This is a genomic window from Endozoicomonas sp. 2B-B, assembly GCF_053470045.1.
On sequence record NZ_JBLZMU010000001.1, the window covers coordinates 6,038,375 to 6,054,451 of the forward strand.

13 protein-coding genes are annotated in these 16,077 nt (G+C 48.2%); 10 read left to right on the top strand and 3 right to left on the bottom strand.

The genetic code is table 11. The annotated features are described in order from the left end of the window. Positions 1–10: 10 nt before the first annotated feature. Positions 11–211, bottom strand: a complete 201-nt coding sequence (locus tag ACOMHB_RS22380) for a hypothetical protein (protein WP_448218266.1) — start codon at positions 209–211, stop codon at positions 11–13. A gap of 136 nt (positions 212–347) precedes the next feature. Between ACOMHB_RS22380 and ACOMHB_RS22385 the strand changes: the two genes are divergently transcribed. Further along, a complete protein-coding gene (locus ACOMHB_RS22385; RefSeq protein WP_448218267.1) occupies positions 348–1,811 on the top strand; it encodes a hypothetical protein in 1,464 nt (487 codons plus the stop codon). 262 nt (positions 1,812–2,073) lie between these two features. Continuing rightward, positions 2,074–3,519: a hypothetical protein gene (locus ACOMHB_RS22390; RefSeq protein WP_448218268.1), complete on the top strand. Its 1,446-nt coding sequence runs from the start codon at positions 2,074–2,076 to the stop codon at positions 3,517–3,519. A 39-nt stretch (positions 3,520–3,558) separates the two neighbouring features. On the opposite strand, the gene ACOMHB_RS22395 is transcribed toward ACOMHB_RS22390, so the two are convergent. Next, positions 3,559–4,569: an MBL fold metallo-hydrolase gene (locus tag ACOMHB_RS22395; protein WP_448218269.1), complete on the bottom strand. Its 1,011-nt coding sequence runs from the start codon at positions 4,567–4,569 to the stop codon at positions 3,559–3,561. A 183-nt stretch (positions 4,570–4,752) separates the two neighbouring features. On the opposite strand from ACOMHB_RS22395, the gene ACOMHB_RS22400 reads away from it, so the two are divergent. Beyond that, positions 4,753–5,901 (top strand): murein hydrolase activator EnvC family protein, encoded by a 1,149-nt coding sequence (locus ACOMHB_RS22400; protein ID WP_422135324.1) that lies wholly within the window; start codon positions 4,753–4,755, stop codon positions 5,899–5,901. Between the two features lie 342 nt (positions 5,902–6,243). Further along, a complete protein-coding gene (locus ACOMHB_RS22405; protein WP_448218270.1) occupies positions 6,244–7,728 on the top strand; it encodes a S41 family peptidase in 1,485 nt (494 codons plus the stop codon). 85 nt (positions 7,729–7,813) lie between these two features. On the opposite strand, the gene ACOMHB_RS22410 is transcribed toward ACOMHB_RS22405, so the two are convergent. Further along, positions 7,814–8,344, bottom strand: a complete 531-nt coding sequence (locus ACOMHB_RS22410; RefSeq protein WP_448218271.1) for a hypothetical protein — start codon at positions 8,342–8,344, stop codon at positions 7,814–7,816. Positions 8,345–8,624: 280 nt separating this feature from the next. Between ACOMHB_RS22410 and focA the strand changes: the two genes are divergently transcribed. The 6 genes from focA (at position 8,625) to ACOMHB_RS22440 (ending at position 15,726) form a co-directional block, all read left to right on the top strand. After that, positions 8,625–9,512, top strand: a complete 888-nt coding sequence (gene focA / locus ACOMHB_RS22415) for a formate transporter FocA (RefSeq protein ID WP_448218272.1) — start codon at positions 8,625–8,627, stop codon at positions 9,510–9,512. A 298-nt stretch (positions 9,513–9,810) separates the two neighbouring features. Continuing rightward, positions 9,811–11,190, top strand: a complete 1,380-nt coding sequence (locus tag ACOMHB_RS22420) for an MFS transporter (RefSeq protein ID WP_448218273.1) — start codon at positions 9,811–9,813, stop codon at positions 11,188–11,190. Between the two features lie 133 nt (positions 11,191–11,323). Next, entirely contained in the window at positions 11,324–13,213 is a 1,890-nt protein-coding gene (gene parE, locus ACOMHB_RS22425; protein WP_448218274.1) for a DNA topoisomerase IV subunit B, read from the top strand. 145 nt (positions 13,214–13,358) lie between these two features. Beyond that, positions 13,359–14,519: an ImmA/IrrE family metallo-endopeptidase gene (locus ACOMHB_RS22430; RefSeq protein WP_448218275.1), complete on the top strand. Its 1,161-nt coding sequence runs from the start codon at positions 13,359–13,361 to the stop codon at positions 14,517–14,519. Between the two features lie 25 nt (positions 14,520–14,544). Then, entirely contained in the window at positions 14,545–14,673 is a 129-nt protein-coding gene (locus tag ACOMHB_RS22435) for a DUF4411 family protein (RefSeq protein ID WP_448218276.1), read from the top strand. Positions 14,674–14,742: 69 nt separating this feature from the next. After that, a complete protein-coding gene (locus ACOMHB_RS22440) occupies positions 14,743–15,726 on the top strand; it encodes a transposase (RefSeq protein WP_448218277.1) in 984 nt (327 codons plus the stop codon). Positions 15,727–16,077 lie beyond the last annotated feature (351 nt).

Genomic DNA, 16,077 nt, shown 5'->3' on the forward strand with positions numbered 1-16,077 from the left:
CTCAGAGTTATTATTCCACTCTCAACACGACAATTGTTTCTCGACTGCTGTTGTCAGGAGACAGCCAGCAGTTCATTACGCGCTCTTCGACACTTGTATATTCGGACATTGGATTATTCACTTTGGGTGAAACAGGTGTAAGCGATTCACATCGCTCAAGCTGACGCCACAAGCCTGCCTTTTCAGTATTCTTACGGCGAAAGGAAGCCATTGTACCACGAACCTGCCCGACTTCAGACTTAAAACCATAAGTGTTGGTAAAACAAAAATGTCGACAACGGGGGAACTAAAAGCCTGAAACTTCTGTCTGAACTTCGAGTCTTTAGCAATTTTAAAAGGAGTAACTCATGATTATCAGGAAAGTGCCTATTTTGTTCGTGGCCGTGTTATCCATAAGTTTCAGTGCTATCCTCCAGGCTCAGGAAGAGCTGGTCTATGTACTCTGGAGCCTGGATTCCCGTGCCGAAATGTATCTGGTTCAGCGTCTGGACAATGAAAAACCCAGAGTTCTGGTCTCGATCAAGCGGGACATGTACATCGACGATGCGTATCTGGACCATGTTGGGAACATTGCTTACAAACGAAGCCGCACCGACATGATGAGGGGGGATTATGACCCCTCCCGAAGCGCTGTGGCTGTGGCCAGAAAAATGGCCCGGGAAATGCTTGCAGAGCAGAAGCCGGTATTGGCCCAAAAGGGGATAGACCCTGCAAAAACACCCATTTCGTTCCTCTATGCAGTGGCTGGCTTTGATGCCGCTACGGCCAAAGAAGGAGATCTACGACACATATTCTATGACCCACAGGATGCTATCGTCGTTCAGGAACATGCAGAAAAAGCCATTAAGGAAACCTTTCAGAGTAGCGGAATAGCTCTGACAGACATCAGGACTACCCATCATACCGCATTGATCGGGGAAGCTATGAAACTGATGAACGCAGAAGATGAGCTGTTCGTTTTTAAAACCACCTACGATGTGGTCTGTTCTATGGAGCAGGGCGAGTTAAAAGCCCTCGATATGAAAATGCTGTACAGTGATGACTTGGAGCGTGCCGCTGAAACCCCTGGCATGCCAATGATGATTCCCAAACCCGTTCCCAGTGGCAGCGTTCACAGCATCGGGGCTTACGCCAGTGACGAGCTTTTTGCCAATACCGAAACAACAATAACATCTTGCAAAGACACTCTAACGGCATGTAAGACAAAGCAGACGCAATGGAAAGAGAAACTGGCACAATGGAAAGAGAAACTGGCACAATCGGAAGAACCTATCTCTCCCCAACAGTATCAGGAGATGGATTCAGAATTATCTGCCTGCGACGCCGATGTAAAGACCTGTCTGGGAGAAGTGGATCTGCTGCTAGGCCACAAGTATCTAAAACTACACATTGATCCAGAGGCGTCAGACACTGAGTTCTTTGACCGCTATTCGCAACGCAAGAGAAATAATGAGCTGGGCTACAAAATCCTGATGCTCAGACTGCAGGATGCAAAAGCGCCAACAGCTCTCAAAATGTGGTATGTTGCTCAAATGAAAGACAACATGATACCCACTCTGAGACAGATAAAGAAACGCGCTGCAAACATGATTGCCAAAGCGGCAAAAAAGGGAATGTCCAATCCGCCCAATGTCTACTTTCTTGGGGAGTACGCCGAAATCATCGAGATTGATTTTGTCAATGCCTTGTTCAGAGAGTTCCTTGAGAATTTGGGGCTGACATACTCCTACATCAACAAGCAGGAGACTGATCAATTGATAGCGGCTGGAGCTCTGAGGGTTATCGACTCACTCCGTCAGGCTAATCACTGAGCCCGATAAGCGGGAGAGGTGCTATAACGCCCTTCCGCGTTATTCCATTTGAGTCAGTTTTCTTTCCCTGTCCAAAGCCCATAATCTGAGTCTTAATGCTTTTGTTCACTACCCCCCCCCGATGGGTTGTACCACGAACCTGCCCGACTTCAGACTTAACACCATAGGTATTGATAAAACAAGAATATCGACAACAAAGGAACTAAAAGCCTGAAATTCCTGTCTAAACTTTGAGTCTTTATGAATTTGTAAGGAGTAATTCATGATTATCAGAAAAGTACCTATTCTGTTCGTGGCCCTGTTTTCCATAAGCTTCAGTGCCATCCTCCAGGCTCAGGAAGAGCTGGTCTATGTACTCTGGAGCTTGAATTCCCGTGCCGAAATGTACCTGGTTCAGCGTCTGGACAATGACAAACCCAGAGTTCTGGTCTCGATCAAGCGGGACATGAGTATCGACGAAGCGTATCTGGATCATGTTGGGAACATTGCTTCCAAACGAACCCGCACCGACATGAAGAGCGGTGATTATGACCCCTCACGAAACGCTGTGGCTGTGGCCAGAAAAATGTCCCGGGAAATGCTTGCAGAGCAGAAGCCGGTATTGGCCAAAAAGGGCATAGATCCTGCAAAAACACCGGTTTCGTTCCTCTATGCAGTAGCTGGCTTTGATGCCGCCACGACCAAAGAAGGAGATTTACTTTACACCTTCTTTAACCCACAGGATGTCATCGAGATTCAGAAACAGGCAGAAACTGCCATTAAGGAAACCTTTCAGGATAGCGGAATAGCTCTGACAGACATCAGGACTACCCGCGATACCGCATTGATCGGGGAAGCTATGAAACTGATGAACGCTGAAGATGAGCTGTTCGTTTTTAAAACCACCTACGATCTGGTGTGCTCCATGGAGCAGGGAACCTTAAAAACCGTTGATATGAAAATGTTCTATAGAGATAGCAAAGAGGATTTCAGAGATAGTTTCAAGATGCCAGTAATGAGGGTTCCCAAGCCACGCAAGCCCCCCAAATCCGTTCCCAGTGGCAGCGTTCACAGCATCGGAGCCTTCGCCAGTGACGAGTTTTTTATCAATACCGAAACAGATTGCAAAGACAATTTACAGACATGTCGGGCAAAGATGAAACGATGGGAAGAATACAAGTCTGAACAACAGTTCCAGGAGATTACTTCAGATGCATATGCTTGTCTTGAAGGAACAAAAACCTGTATGGAAGAGCTGAAACTGAGATCAAATAAGAACGCTGCCTACTTCTATCTGAAGCAAAATATTGATTCAGAGGCATCAAGCCCGGAGTTCTTTGACCGCTACTCCCAACGCAAAAGAAAAAATGAGCTGGGCCATAGAATCCTGTTACTCAGACTACAGGATTCAGAAGCACCAGTGGCTCTCAAAGAGTGGTATGTTGACCATATGAAAGCCACCATGGAACCCACTCTGAGAGAGATACAGAAACGTGCTGCAGGCATGATCGCCAAAGCGGAAGAAAAGGGGAAATCCAATCAGCCCCATGTTTACTTTCTGGGAGAGTACGCCGAAATCAACGAGATTGATTTTGTCAATGCCTTATTCAGAGAACGCTTTAAGGAATGGGGGCTGACTTACTCCTACATCAACAAGCAGGAGACTGATCAATTGATAGCGGCTGGGGCCCTGAGGGTTATGCACTCACTCCGTCAGGCTAATCACTGAGACCGATAAGCGGGAGAGGTGCTATAAAGCTCTTCCGCGTTATTCCATTCGAGTCAGTTTTCTTTCCCTGTCCAAAGCCCAACAGGCAAAATCTTCAGCCAACTCAATCTGCCCACCGAAAACCGATTGAGCTTCGCTTCTGAGTGCTTCAACCGATGAGGCAAAGTGAGACGCATGTTTTCGATAACGACCACTGATGTGAGTCAGGATGATATGACTGACTCCACCTTTTTCCGCTGCTTCACCCACCATTCTGGCGGTACTGTGCATATATTGGGGTCCGACTTTTTTCAGAACAGGTTCCGTAAAGGTGGCTTCATGCACCAGCACATCAACACCTTTCATGGCGTCTATCAGCAGATCAGGCTGGTCATTATCGCCACCAATAATAGCCACCCTGCCTGACCGGGGCGGCTGCCTTACATCTCGAGGATGAATAACCCTGCCATCCGGTGAGGTAACACTATTGCCATTTTGCAATGCACCCCAAAGCGCTCCCCTTGGCACGCCCAACGCTTCCAGTTTGTCCTGATCCATTGATTGAATAACAGGCTTCTCTGCGAAGCGATAGGCATAGCTGGGAACGCGATGGGACAGCTCATGGGAAGTCACTTTAAAATTCTTATCCTGAAAGTGAAAACCCGATTGATCACTGCGAATAAAATTCAGTTCAAAGGGCATATTGCGAACGGCAGCACATTTGAGTGAGTGTCTGACAAAACTTTCCACACCTTCTGGTGCACAGATCGTTAAGGGGGCTCTTCTGCCCTGCATACTGGCACTGGTGATCAAGCCTGGCAGTCCAAAAATATGGTCACCATGAACGTGGGTAATGAAAATACCTGCAAGATTGGAGAGTGTGTAACGGTTCTTTGTTCGCTGAAGGCTCTCTGTTCGCTGAGGGCCCTTTGTCAACAGTCGCTGCTGAGTTCCTTCACCACAATCAACCAGATACCAGTCTCGACTTTCATCCAGAGCCAGGGCCATTGCGGTCACATTTCTGTCTGCGGTAGGAGACCCTGCCGAGGTTCCGAGAAAAGTAAATCTCATAAAATCGTCGTTTACCTGCACAGTATTCCCAGATGGGTTATGCCGTCTTTCTGCTTTTGAAACAGCATAACACGTTACAGGGAGCGGAAAACAAATCGGAAGCAACCTGCATATAAGTATGTGAAAGCCCGATCATTCAGGGCATACTGAAACATCTACTAAAAAAATCAATGGCATTTGAGTATGAGAATCACGGCTGCAAACCTGATGTTCGCCGTAGTCCTGACTCTGTTCAATTTTATGAACAGCGGAACGGCCCACGCAGAATCCGTGGAAAAAGAATCACCCCAGACTCAGCTGGAGGCGATCAACGGGGACATTAAACATCTGAAAAAGCTGCTGGACAAGCTCAACAACGAACGCTCATCTGCCGAGAGGCACTTGCAATCTACCGAAACAGAAATAAGCCAGCTGCAAAACTCTATTCGTAAAATAGAAAAAGCTCTTGAGCAGGGGCAAGCCGACATAAAAAAGCTCGAAAGCCGTCAGCAGGCTCTGACGGCGCAGAAAAATAAAGAAAAAAGTCGCATCGCCAACAGTGTACGCTCCATTTATTTTGCCAGCCGCGACAATCGGCTGAAGTTACTATTGAATCAGGAAGATCCGGAAGAAGTATCCAGACACCTGACCTACCTGAAGCATCTTCAGAAAGCTCAGCTGGAGGCTATCGAAGCTTTCGAGAAAACGCTGACCGACATAGAAGACAACAGACAACAGCAGCAGGCTCTGAACGACAGACTGGAAAAACAGCAAGCGGACCTTACCCAAAAACAGGACCGGTTGATTAAATCCAGAAATGACCGGAAGCAGTTAATCTCCAGAATCAATGATCAATTCAAAAGCAATGACCGGGAGCTGGACTCTCTCAATCGACAAAAGCAACAGCTGCAGGCACTTCTGGCCCAACTGGCTGCCAGAAAACCAGCCAGTTCTCCTATTCAGCAGTCCAGGGGAAAACTTTCCTGGCCGGTTAAAGGTCGGGTTTTGTACGGTTTCAACCAGCAGCGACCAGATACCCGAATTCGCTGGAAGGGGATTCTTATTTCGGTAAAAGCCGGAACCAAAGTCAATGCCATACACGACGGCACTGTCATTTTTTCTAACTGGCTAAGAGGTTACGGTCAGCTGATTATTGTAGACCATGGTAATCACTACCTGTCGCTGTACGCACACAACCAATGGCTACTGAAGAAAGAAGGTGAGACAGTTCTGGCCGGAGAGGAACTGGCACTCAGCGGTCAGTCAGGGGGGCAGAACGAACCCGGAGTCTATCTGGAAATCCGACACAGGGGAAAACCGCAGAATCCAGTTCCATGGTTATCAAAATTGTAACAGAGGAATCATAAAACATCGTCCCATAAAAGATTGCAGAAACGGTGGGTTGAACCGATAAAACAGAGAGCTTTGGGTTTTCTTATCCCTTATTTTTCCGGCTGAACCTGAAGCTTGAAAGACAGTGCACAGCGCAGTCTGTTAAATAAAGCTGCCTATACTTCAGTACCGGACCACCGGGATGCCGGACCACCGGGATGCCGGACCACCGGGATGCCGGACCACCGGGATGCCGGACCACCGGGATGCCGGACCACCGGGATGCCGGACCATCCAAACCACGAACATTGCCGCAGGATCAGAAATAGCGGCATTTTCACCATAAATGTGCAGGGAGAATTCATGACAACATCTTTTTCTACTTCCCGGCAGCCGATGCCACAATGGATAAAAGCCGCTGTGCTGGCATTGGCATCCGGGTTTGCCCTGCAAGGCTGGTCAGCCCCTGTTGACCGGGGAGATAAGCCCGCCCCGGCAGCGGTTGAACCCGCCGAGTCAGAAGCCGATGCCAAAGCGGCAAAGGAAGAGAAGAAAGGCGCACTGCCACTGGAAGAATTGCGTACCTTCACCGAGGCCCTGCAACTTATCAAAAGTGCCTATGTTGAAGATATAGATGACAAGACGCTTCTGGATAATGCCATCCAGGGTATGGTTTCAGGCCTGGACCCCCATTCCTCTTACCTGAAACCAGACGAATTTAAAGAACTTGAAATCAATACCTCCGGCAAGTTTGGCGGACTGGGTATCGAAGTCGGAATGGAAAATGGTTTTATCAAGGTCATCGCTCCTATTGATGACACCCCGGCCCAGAAAGCCGGTGTAAAGGCAGGCGACCTGATCATCAAGCTGGATGACACTTCCGTGAAAGGTATGACTCTGATGGAGTCTGTCGATAAGATGCGTGGCAAGCCCGGAGAGCCTATCAAGTTAACGATAGTTCGTGAAGGGGCGCCCAAACCCATTAACCTGGTTGTCAAACGCGACATCATCAAAGTACAGAGTGTCAAGTCCCGGGTTCTGGAGGATGGCTATGGTTACATTCGCCTGAGCCAGTTCCAGTCTGAGTCTGACAAGGAGCTGGTTGAACACCTTGACAAACTCAAAAAATCTCAGAACGGGAAACTGAAAGGTCTGGTACTGGATCTTCGAAATAACCCCGGCGGTGTTCTTCAGTCAGCAGTGGGAGTTGTAGACGCCTTTATCAAAGAAGGACTGATCGTCTACACCAAAGGAAATATCCCCAACTCTCAGCTCAGCTTCAAAGCCAGCAAAGATGATCCTTCCGAAGGTATGCCCCTGGTAGTGCTGATCAATGGTGGTTCAGCATCGGCTTCTGAAATCGTCGCTGGAGCCCTGCAAGACCATCACAGAGCCGTTCTGGTCGGCACCGAATCTTTCGGCAAAGGCTCCGTTCAAACCGTACTACCTCTGAGAAATAATAAAGAGAAAGGTCTGAAACTTACTACGGCTCTCTATTACACGCCCAATGGTCGTTCAATTCAGGCCGAGGGTATAAAGCCTGATATTTTTGTACCAAGGGCTAAAGTGACACCTGAAGAAGACGTATCCGATTACAAGGAGGCGGACTTGCAGGGTCATCTTACCAACGGCAATAAAAAGACTGAAAAAGGCAAACACAAGAAAAGCAAACAGCTCAAAGACAAGCAGAAGGACGAGTCGGGTTCTCTGGCCGAGCAAGATTATCAGTTAAGCCTGGCTCTTAATGTTCTTAAGGGCATTCATATAAATGCTACCCGGGACAAGAAAAAGCCCTCTGCATTGGCCGAAGAACCCAAAGAGACTATAAAAACAGCAACGACTCTTTAAGCTTCGTAAAAAAACCGTCTGGAACCGTTCAGACGGTTTTTTACAAGCCATTAAAAAACAGAAAGCCAGATGCATTCACCGCATTTCAGAACCTGAATTCAATACCCAGACTGATGACAGGCTGATCTCTACTGTCAGACCTGGTACGTTGCAATAACGTGTTGGCTGTAGACTCCGAAACAGTGCTCTCTACCGCTTCAGGGCCTGTGTCCAGAAAAGTACCTAAGTCAACACTGAGATCGACTCGTTTTGCATCATCAAGAAGTTTTTTCCAACCGACACCGACATAGGCTTGCTGCCCTTCACCAGAAAAATAGGCCTTCCCCAGTTTCTTCGAGTCGCCCGAAAATGCTCCTGCAGAGACCCTGAAGCCACTTTCAAAGGGGTAGTAATCAATCAACAGACCGTTTTTTGAAGCAGAGCTGTGAGTATCGGGAACAGAAAGACCATCACCGATCAACGAATAAGCACGAAGACCAAAAGTGTGGCTGCTTGCTGGTTGTTGGCTGCTCAAAACCTCACCGCCGGTTTCTACAGGGATAAAGTCGGCATCATCTGCCAGAGTATTTACGGAAAGCATGATGCAGACTGCGAAGATTGAAGGACCGCCGTTCATTATCCTTTCTCCGGGAATCACGATTTGGAACAGGGATCTTTCCCCTATCCTCTCCGGAAAAGCCGAAACAAGTCAACCATTCAACGAGTGAATCCTGAAAGCAACTCACGAATTCTCCTTCTGATCATCTGACTCCCATATTGATAAACTATCTTTTCTTAATGAAAAAACTTCTCACCATTTTCATCAACGATGGGTGACGAGAAATAGTTTTACTCGAAATAGTTTTACTCGAAATAGCTCTACGAGAAATAGCTTCAATCGCTCATGGTCATTAAGTTTGGCCGTTCTTTCCCTTCTGGACCCCGACATGCAAACCGACAACAACCCACAATCTGGCTGCGTACCTCCTTCTGAAATTGCCCGTCTGGCAGAAGACGCCGCTGTGGGTAAAACTCAAAAGCACCCTGAAGTGACCTTTGTCCTTGCCGTTCTGGCCGGTATTTTTATCTCTCTGGCTGGCATGTTTTACACCATCGTTACCACAGGAACAGAGGGCCTGCCCTATGGTATGACCAAGCTGGTCGGTGGACTGACTTTCAGCATGGGTCTGATGATGGTCGTACTCTGTGGAGCCGAACTGTTTACCAGTAATACCCTGTTGCTGATGGGTCGCGCCACCCGTCGTCTCAACATAGCCCAGATCACCAGGAACTGGACACTGGTCTACTTTGGTAACATGACCGGTGCCTTTTTCATGGTGGCCATGCTCATGGGAGTGAGTCAATACCAGGGCGCTCATGGTGAGGTAGGTATCAACTACATGTACATTGCCAATGCCAAAATGGGTCACAATTTCATTCAGGCCATGATGCTGGGTATCCTCTGTAATCTTGTTGTCTGTCTCACTTACTGGATGACTCTGAGCGCACGTTCTGCAGCCGGAAAAATGCTCGCTTGCACATTACCCGTCGCCTGCTTCCTGGCAGCCGGATTTGAGCACTCCATTGCCAACATGTTCCTGCTGCCTATGGGCTTGCTGATCAAAAACATTGCCGCGCCTGAATTCTGGGCAGCCACAGGCTATAGTGCAGACTCTTTCAGCAATATCACTGCCTTCAACATGATTGTCATGAATATCATCCCTGCAACCATCGGCAACATTATTGGTGGTGGTGTCATGGTAGGTCTGAGCTACTGGTTTGTTCACCTTCGCGAGCGTGACTGAGCCCTCATTAAGATAAGGCTGCATTGACGCAGCCTCCCTGCTCAACCATAGTGGTCTTATATCTGGTTTTCATGACATCACCCTTATAAGACTTTAATTCGACAGGCGTTTTTTCTGAATGGTGCTACATTATTCCCTAAGTTGACTTTGAGTCTGAACAGATGAACGACAAAGATAATCTTTCGTCTCCTCCGCTGGTAAAAGATTTTTTTTCCGTAAAAACACTGCCACCTTTGTTTTTTCGGCCCCTTCTATCCTGACGTGTTCCACTTTTTCTTAAAAGTTCATGGAAGTATTCATGAGATCTTTCCTTAAATGCTCTGTTGTCCCTGATGGCTACTCCAAACAGCAGCACGAACGCTATTCAAGATTAAGATTGCAGATTCTGCTTGGGGCTTTTCTATCTTATTCGGCCTATTACCTGGTTCGGAAAAACTTTGTCATGGTCATGCCCGACCTGATTTCAGAAGGCTACAGCAAATCTGAACTCGGAATGGCGCTATCAGCACTGGCCCTCAGTTATGGAATCAGCAATCTGGCCATGGGATATCTGGCAGACCGTATTGATGTCCGTAAGTTAATGCCTCTGTGCCTTCTGGGCTCGGCGATACTCTCTCTGGTTCTTGGCTTTTCACCATTGCTTCAGTTCCCGTTGATAATGATAGTGATCACCCTGGCCCTCAATGGCTGTATACAGGGTTCAGGATGGCCATGCAGCGCCAAATTGATTGCTCACTGGTTCGTCAGGCAAGAGCGTGGTACAGCCATGAGCATTTGGAACCTGTCGCATAATGTCGGCTGCGGCCTGCTGGGGCCCATTGCCATATTGGCAGTAACACTCTTCGGTAGCTGGCAAAGCAAGTTCTACGTTCCAGCTTTTATAGCCATCATTATTGCCATACTGGGGTATCTGCTCTTACGGGACAGACCTTCTCAATGCCAGCTACCGTCGCCTTCTGCGGAATTGCCGGAAGAACTGGAGATAGAACGACACAAGACGTCCTTTGTCCGAACGCTTCAGCTGTTCGGCCAGCATTGCCTGACTCTGCCACCGCTCTGGATTCTGGCCGTCGTGAACGCCTGCACTTATTTCATTCGTTACGGTGTTATTGATTGGGCTCCAGTCTACCTGACAGAAACCAAAGGCTTTAGCTTCAACGCCTCCAGCTGGGCTTTCTTCGCTTTTGAGTACGCCGCTATTCCCGGAACCCTTATTTGCGGCTACGTGAGCGATAAGCACTTCAAAGGCAAGCGTGCTCCCATGAATGCACTTTTTATGGCATTGGTACTCATTTCGGTCATTGCATACTGGAACTCACCACCGGGCGACACCACTCACGCCGTACTCTCGCTGATCTCCACCGGCTTTTTAATCTACGGCCCGGTCATGCTGGTACACGTTCATATTATTGATCTGGTACCTTTGCCCTTTGCAGCCACTGCGGCCGGTTTCTGTGGTCTCTTTGGCTATATTTTCGGAGCCACTTCCGCCAACCTGTTACTTGGAAAAGTACTCGACCTCTACGGCTGGGATGCCTGCTTCCAACTGCTAGCCGGTGCCAGCTTCCTGGCTCTGCTATTGCTTTTACTGCTCTGGCTATGGGAAAACAGGCACCCTGACCCTACGTTCGAGTTCAGCCCGACCACACCGCAATCCATGACCCTTTCATCAAAATAAAAAAGGTCTTCCCTGAACTAAAATCCCGAGAACAAATACCCATAACAATGATAAGGTGCTCTCAACACTGACTAACGCCAAGGCTTTAGGTACACTTATGAGTTAACGCGCAATCAGACCCAACAAGGATTTCATGCGTAACGACTATACAGCGGAAGCCATTGAGGTACTCAGTGGCCTGGACCCGGTTCGCAAACGTCCGGGCATGTACACAGACACAACCCGGCCCAACCATTTGGCTCAGGAAATCATCGACAACAGTGTCGACGAGGCACTGGCCGGGTTTGCCAGCAAGATCAAGGTTATCCTGCACAAGGATAACTCTCTGGAAGTCACTGATGATGGCCGGGGTATGCCCACGGATATTCATCCGGAACACGGAATAACCGGCATAGAGCTGATCCTGACCCGGCTGCACGCCGGTGGTAAATTCTCCAACAAGAACTACCAGTTCTCTGGTGGTCTGCACGGAGTGGGGGTATCGGTTGTAAACGCACTGTCGACACGTCTTGAAGTCACTGTTCGCAGAGACGCAAAAGTCTCCCTGATTACGTTCAGGGATGGCTACAAAGACCAGGATCTGCACGAGATCGACACCTGTGGACGTCGCAATACCGGCACAACGGTTCGTTTCTGGCCCGATGCCAGCTACTTTGATTCAGCCAAATTCTCGGTCAACAAACTCAAGCACGTACTGCGTGCCAAAGCCGTACTCTGCCCCGGCCTGAGCATCGAGTTTCTCGATCACCACACCGGCGATAGCGATGAGTGGTACTACGAAGATGGCCTCACCGACTATCTGAAAGGTTCGACCCGGGAATATGAAACCCTGCCACAGGAACCTTTCACAGGTTCACTGCAGGGTGAAAAAGAAGCAGTCGACTGGGCAGTACAATGGCTTCCTGAAGGCGGTGAATTGCTGACAGAAAGTTACGTCAACCTGATTCCAACTCCCCTGGGCGGGACACACGTCAATGGTTTAAGAACCGGTTTGCTGGAAGCGATTCGCGAATTCTGTGAATTCCGCAACCTTTTACCTAAAAGCGTCAAACTGGGCCCGGACGATATCTGGGAAAACTGCTCCTACGTTCTCTCAGCCAAACTGGCTGACCCCCAATTCTCAGGTCAAACCAAAGAACGTCTGTCCTCGAGAGAATGCGCTACCTTTATTTCCGGCGTTGCCAAAGATGCTTTCAGTCTCTGGCTGAACCAGCACCATGCAGAGGGTGAGCTGCTGGCAGAACTGTGCATCAATAACGCCCAGAAGCGGATGCGCAAGTCCAAAAAAGTAGCCCGTAAAAAAATCACTCAGGGACCAGCCCTGCCCGGAAAGCTGGCAGACTGTTCAAGCCAGGATTTGAATTACACCGAATTGTTCCTGGTCGAGGGTGATTCTGCAGGGGGCTCTGCAAAACAGGCCAGGGATCGTGAATATCAGGCGATTCTGCCACTGCGCGGTAAAATCCTGAACACCTGGGAAGTGGATTCGAGCGAAGTACTGGCCTCTCGTGAAATTCATGATATTTCTGTAGCCTTGGGCGTTGACCCCGGTTCAGACAAACTCGACGGTCTGCGCTACGGTAAAATCTGCATCCTGGCGGATGCCGACTCTGATGGTCTGCACATTGCCACCCTACTCTGTGCACTGTTTGTACAACACTTCAGAGCTTTGGTAGAACAGGGACATATCTATGTAGCCATGCCTCCCCTTTACCGAATCGATGTCGCCAAAGAAGTTTACTACGCTCTCGATGAAGCAGAAAAAGAAGGCGTTCTGGAACGAATCAGGGCCGAAAAGAAACGGGGCAAAGTCAACGTACAGCGTTTCAAGGGTCTGGGTGAAATGAACCCGTTACAGCTTCGTGAAACCACCATGTCTGCCGACACTCGTCGTTTGGTTCAGTTAACACTGGAAGACTTTGAGCTGACCCGTGAAGAGATGGACATGCTGCTGGCTAAAAAGCGGGCTGGCGATCGCAAGAGCTGGCTTGAGGCTAAGGGGGATTTGGTGGAGATTTCCTGAGTGTGGATTTTTAAGTAATGATTACTTAAACAACCAGAGTATGTTTGAGATCTGTTTTGGAGGTTGGCAGTAAACCTCTAATAACACCTACCGATGGAATATTCATAATGATACCGTTCCAACCATTACACGATGGACGCCAATAATGAACGAAGCCATGATCAATCCGGAGATTGTCCATTGGGCGCGGGAGCGTGCCGGGATGGCTCCTGCTGATCTGGCGGGAAAGCTAAAACAGAAGCCCGAAAAGCTGCTTGAGTGGGAGCAGGGCAAAAGTCGGCCCAGTTTTGCCCAGGCTCAGAAGCTGGCGAGACAGCTCCGGGTTCCTTTTGGTTATCTTTTTCTTAAAGAGCCTCCTGAAGTGCCCTTGCCCATACCTGATCTGCGTACTGTGGGCAGCCGGGTATCCCCCGATTTGGGACAGGATTTCCGTGAGCTCCTAAATGACGTACTATTCAAGCAAGAGTGGTTTCGCGAGTACCAGATTGAAAATGGGAATGACAAAGTTGAGTTTATAGGACGCTGCTCCTTTAATGACGACCCAGTCCGTGTTGCTGAAAATATTGCCCAAACACTGGAGGTAACTGCCAAGGCACGGGAAGAGGCCGGAAACTGGGAGCAATATCTTAGCATGCTGGTTCAACGGGCGGAGTCTGTCGGCATTATGGTAATGCGCAGTGGTATTGTTGGCAGTAACACCACAAGAAAGCTGTCTGTTGAGGAGTTTCGCGGCTTTGCCATTAGTGATGAGTATGCGCCATTGATTTTTATCAACGCTGCCGATGCCCCGGCTGCCCGTTTGTTTACCCTGATTCATGAACTTGCTCATTTATGGGTGGGTAACAGCGGTATTTCTAATATGCCGCTGGATGATGTTTCTAAACAAGGGCACCAGAGAAAGGAAGAAATATTCTGTAACCGTGTTGCTGCCGAGTTTCTAGTGCCTGGTAAGGCATTGATGAATGACTGGCAGGCTCAGATCGGTCTGGTGGAAAACTGTGCAGGATTAAAAAAGCAGTATAAGGTCAGCTCTATGGTACTGGCTCGTCGTGCTTACGATCTTGGTCTGATACCTCGTGAGGTGTATCTTGAGTTTTACCACTCTGAACTGAAAAAGTTTCGAAATAAAAAAAGCGGTGGCGGTTCTTTTAACCTGAATCTGAAAACGCGCAATGGCATTCTTTTTTCTACGGCTGTTGTTGGTGCCGCAAACGAGGGGCGCTTGCTGCTCAGGGATGCTTCCCGGCTTTTGAATATCAGTAAGATCAGTACTTTCAACGAATTTACCAAATCTCTGAATGGTTAATCTCTTAATGTAGGGTGAGCTGTTGATGCAATACCTTTTGGACGCGAACACGTTTATCCAAGCGAAAAACCAGTACTATGCTATGGACATCTGTCCCGGCTACTGGGATTGGCTTGAGCGGGAGAGAAGAAAAAAGAAAAAAAGACACCCATAAATTTGCTTTCCCATCCACCTGGTCTACTTTTTCACCCATCACTGATTTTTTACCCAGACAGGTGAGTTCATGGCTCAGCCCCGCAATACTCTGATTGACCCCGGCTCAACGCCTTATTACCACTGCATGGCAAGATGTGTTCGTCAGGCTTACCTCTGTGGAGAGAACCACCTGACTGGCAAGAATTACGAGCATCGCCGCCAATGGGTGGTGGATAAACTTCAGGAACTGGTTTCAGTCTTTGCTATCGAAGTTTGCGCTTACGCTGTCATGTCGAATCATTATCATGTGGTTTTGCATATCAATCAGTCATCTGCCAGGAGCTGGTCACGGAATGAAGTGCTGCATCGTTGGACGACCTTGTTCAGAGGTCCACTTCTGGTGCAAAGGCATCTGGCCGCTGACAAACTGGGCAGCGCTGAATTGGCCCGTATTGATGAATATGCTGAGGAATACCGGCGTCGTTTAACGGATATCAGCTGGTTTATGCGCTGCCTGAATGAACATCTTGCTCGTGAGGCCAACAAAGAAGACGAGTGTAAGGGACGCTTCTGGGAAGGACGCTTTAAAAGCCAGGCATTGCTGGACGAAGCAGCGTTACTGACCTGCATGACCTATGTTGACTTGAATCCGATTCGGGCTGGAAAGGTGGAAACACCGGAAGCATCAGACTACACGTCGATTCAGGAACGCGTGGAGCAGGTTACACATTCTGAGACTAAAAAGCAGCCGCTGACCCTGAAACCTTTTTGTTCGCAGGGCCAGAATACGGACGTTGCCCTTCCCTACCTTCTTCACGACTATCTGGAACTGGTTGACTGGAGTGGTCGCATTGTCAGAACAGATAAGAAAGGTTCCATCCCGTCGCATATCCCTCGTATTCTTGAAAGACTGGAAATTGATCCGGATGAGTGGCTGAAAACCATGCAATGGAATAATCGTTTTTATCGGGCAGTTGGCCGTCTGGAGGCGATGAAGGCTTATGCACTTGAAGCCGGACAGAAGTGGCTTCGAGGTTTAAATGTCTGTAGTCGTTTGTATATGATAGGTTAGCGTAGAAGTCAGTTAAGACGTCAAAGACCCTCTCTTTATCTCTCTTCGACTCATGTCGGAATGAATTTGCATTGTCTGAATTATGGCTTGAACAGCCTCTGTTCGTTGGATGGCGATGTGTAGCTCGATGATACGCTACTTGAAGATAGATTTTCTGATCCTTTTTGGGAATACAATTTTTGAATGTCTTGTTTTTATTTTTATGGGTGTCTTATTTTATTTATTTTATTTTTTGAATGTCTTGTTTTTATTTTTATGGGTGTCTTATTTTTTCAGAAGGCAAATTTTAGATCGCTATTTTCAACGATGAGCATTTCTATAAGACATGACTTCTATGATGTACTTTCTACA

Coding starts and splice junctions, on each gene's coding strand:
- ACOMHB_RS22410 (WP_448218271.1), bottom strand. CDS start 8,344: ATGAACGGCGGTCCTTCAATCTTCGCAGTCTGCATCATGCTTTCCGTA.
- ACOMHB_RS22440 (WP_448218277.1), top strand. CDS start 14,743: ATGGCTCAGCCCCGCAATACTCTGATTGACCCCGGCTCAACGCCTTAT.
- ACOMHB_RS22405 (WP_448218270.1), top strand. CDS start 6,244: ATGACAACATCTTTTTCTACTTCCCGGCAGCCGATGCCACAATGGATA.
- ACOMHB_RS22395 (WP_448218269.1), bottom strand. CDS start 4,569: ATGAGATTTACTTTTCTCGGAACCTCGGCAGGGTCTCCTACCGCAGAC.
- ACOMHB_RS22435 (WP_448218276.1), top strand. CDS start 14,545: ATGCAATACCTTTTGGACGCGAACACGTTTATCCAAGCGAAAAACCAG.
- parE (WP_448218274.1), top strand. CDS start 11,324: ATGCGTAACGACTATACAGCGGAAGCCATTGAGGTACTCAGTGGCCTG.
- ACOMHB_RS22390 (WP_448218268.1), top strand. CDS start 2,074: ATGATTATCAGAAAAGTACCTATTCTGTTCGTGGCCCTGTTTTCCATA.
- ACOMHB_RS22430 (WP_448218275.1), top strand. CDS start 13,359: ATGAACGAAGCCATGATCAATCCGGAGATTGTCCATTGGGCGCGGGAG.
- ACOMHB_RS22400 (WP_422135324.1), top strand. CDS start 4,753: ATGAGAATCACGGCTGCAAACCTGATGTTCGCCGTAGTCCTGACTCTG.
- ACOMHB_RS22385 (WP_448218267.1), top strand. CDS start 348: ATGATTATCAGGAAAGTGCCTATTTTGTTCGTGGCCGTGTTATCCATA.
- ACOMHB_RS22420 (WP_448218273.1), top strand. CDS start 9,811: ATGAGATCTTTCCTTAAATGCTCTGTTGTCCCTGATGGCTACTCCAAA.
- ACOMHB_RS22380 (WP_448218266.1), bottom strand. CDS start 211: ATGGCTTCCTTTCGCCGTAAGAATACTGAAAAGGCAGGCTTGTGGCGT.